Below are 2006 nucleotides of genomic sequence, written 5' to 3'. Positions count from 1 at the left end.
GGCTGACCCTCGAAATGGACGGGAAGAACCTCGGCTATCTGCTGATGCAGAGCGGACGCTTCTATCCTGCCCATCATGCCGCGAACGACGTCTGGAGCCTGTTCAAGCTGCTGACCTCGACGCCGTTGCGCTTCCAGCTGCTCGATGCGCGCTGCTGCCTCGACCTGCTGCTGGAAGCAAGCGATGCGGAAACCTACCGTGTGGAGGCTCTGAACGCGCCCTACGGCTTCAAGGACCGGCTAAAGAGCCGCGGCTACAAATGGGATCCGAAGAAAAAGGTGTGGTGGACCGAGCTCGGCTATCCCGCTTACCTCGATGAGCGCGACTGGTTTGCCGAGCTTGGCCTGCCGTCCTTCGCCGCGATCCCGATCGACGCGACGCAGCGCCATCTCTGAGCCCCAAACTCGACTGACATTTCAATTTTAATTTCTCGAAACGGCCCGCTTCGCGCGGGCCTTTTCGTATCTGCAAAAGGTATTTCCAACATGATCATTCTCGACCGCCAGCACCCGATCCGCAATCCCGATGGCCCCGCCATCGTACAGGAGGTGGACAAGACCATCGTCGTTGCCGATTTCGAGTTCCGTAGAGACCTTGAGAAGCACAGCGACTATGTCGGACAGGACGAAACCTCAGCGCATCCAACGGCGCGTTGGGCCTTCGATGAGATCGTCTGCGGCTCCTATGTCGTGATCCGCTTCCCGGCAGGCGAAGTGGAGAAACCGGAGGTCGGACGATTCCATTCTCTGTGCCAGCCCGACATGGATGAGATCGACATTGCCGACCATTTCTTCCGCCAGGTGCTCGAGCGGCACGTGGATGGGAACGGCGATCCGGCGCGGTTCGTGACCTGGGGCGGTGACTACAAGGATAACGAGGTGCTGCGACGCGTGGCGATGTGCTGGGGCGTGACCGTGCCCCCACAGCTACGCAATACCGCTGAAAACTGTCCATTGCGGCTCGACCTCTGCCAAGACTGCTACACGGACGAGATCAAGGGATTGCACCTGTCCGAATATGCGTTTGCGCAAGGGCTGCCCGGCAAGGCTATTCCGGCAAGGCAAGTGACGAAGCACGTACTTGCCGGGGACTGGAAGCGCGTCGAGGAGCAATGTGCTGGCGATGTGCTGCTGACCGCGATCCTAGCCGTGCGCCGGCTCGCGACCTGCGGTGAGATCGGGCAGACTGGCAAGGCGTGCACGCGCGCGCTTGTCGACCGGTTCTGCGAGCGCAAACCAACCGATTACACACGAATGTGGGCGCGCTGGCGCAAGGAGAACCTTGGGCACCGGGAAATCCTCACATTATGCCGCCGCTGAACCTCGCGTTCGCCATGCTGGACAGCATCGCTGCTGCCGCTGAGCGATCGGGAGGGATTAGACCGCGCACTGGCTGCTGATCGGCCGGGCGATCGAGGAAAGGGCCGGCTTCGACTTCGCAAAAGTCGAGGCTGCGCTCGTAGCAGGGCGGGATACAGCCGATCTGACCGGGACCGAGCGGATCGTCTGGAACCCCTATCTCCAGGAGCGGCTGATGCCGGAGCTTTGATCCCAAGCATCCTCTCTCCAAAATCTCAGGACATTCATCCATGCCAACGACCAAGCGCCGGTCGGCGCAGCGCCGTGCGCTGCGCTGGGCGCAGGCCAATATCTGCGCGGGATGCGGCGCATTCCTGCCGAGCGGCAAGCGCCTGCCGCGCCATCATCCCGATACCCCGACCTTCGATCACGTGATTGCGCGCAGCGATGGGGGAGGGCGCACGCTCTCGAACGGCCTGCTCAAGCACCAGCGCTGCAATCAGCAGCGTGGAAACAAGCCGCAGACCGGATGCGACCTGCTGTGGCGCGATCTCGTGCAGGCCCGGCTATCGATGCGGCCCCGGAGCTTCAAGCCGACCTTCCGCGGCGGGTTCCCCAATCCGCATGGCGGCGAGCGCGCCGAGGCGCGGGGCCTCATGATTATTACAGAGAAAACAACATGAACATTCAGATCCTGGACCGCCTCGC

Annotated in this window: 2 protein-coding genes and 1 pseudogene; all 3 read left to right on the top strand. The window is 62.1% G+C overall.

Features of this window, described 5'->3' with window-relative positions; all coding sequences use genetic code 11:
* Positions 1-395 (top strand): annotated as a pseudogene (locus AC4FIJ_RS16460) (hypothetical protein); the annotation flags it as partial.
* Between the two features lie 90 nt (positions 396-485).
* On the top strand, positions 486-1319 hold the full coding sequence (locus tag AC4FIJ_RS16455; RefSeq protein ID WP_490337699.1) for a hypothetical protein: 834 nt from the start codon (positions 486-488) through the stop codon (positions 1317-1319).
* Positions 1320-1588: 269 nt separating this feature from the next.
* Positions 1589-1981 (top strand): HNH endonuclease, encoded by a 393-nt coding sequence (locus AC4FIJ_RS16450; RefSeq protein WP_490337698.1) that lies wholly within the window; start codon positions 1589-1591, stop codon positions 1979-1981.
* The last annotated feature ends 25 nt before the right edge of the window (positions 1982-2006 follow it).

The organism is Croceicoccus sp. (assembly GCF_983967925.1).
Note: the sequence above shows the minus strand (reverse complement) of the source record. Positions and strands in the feature narration are given on the sequence as shown.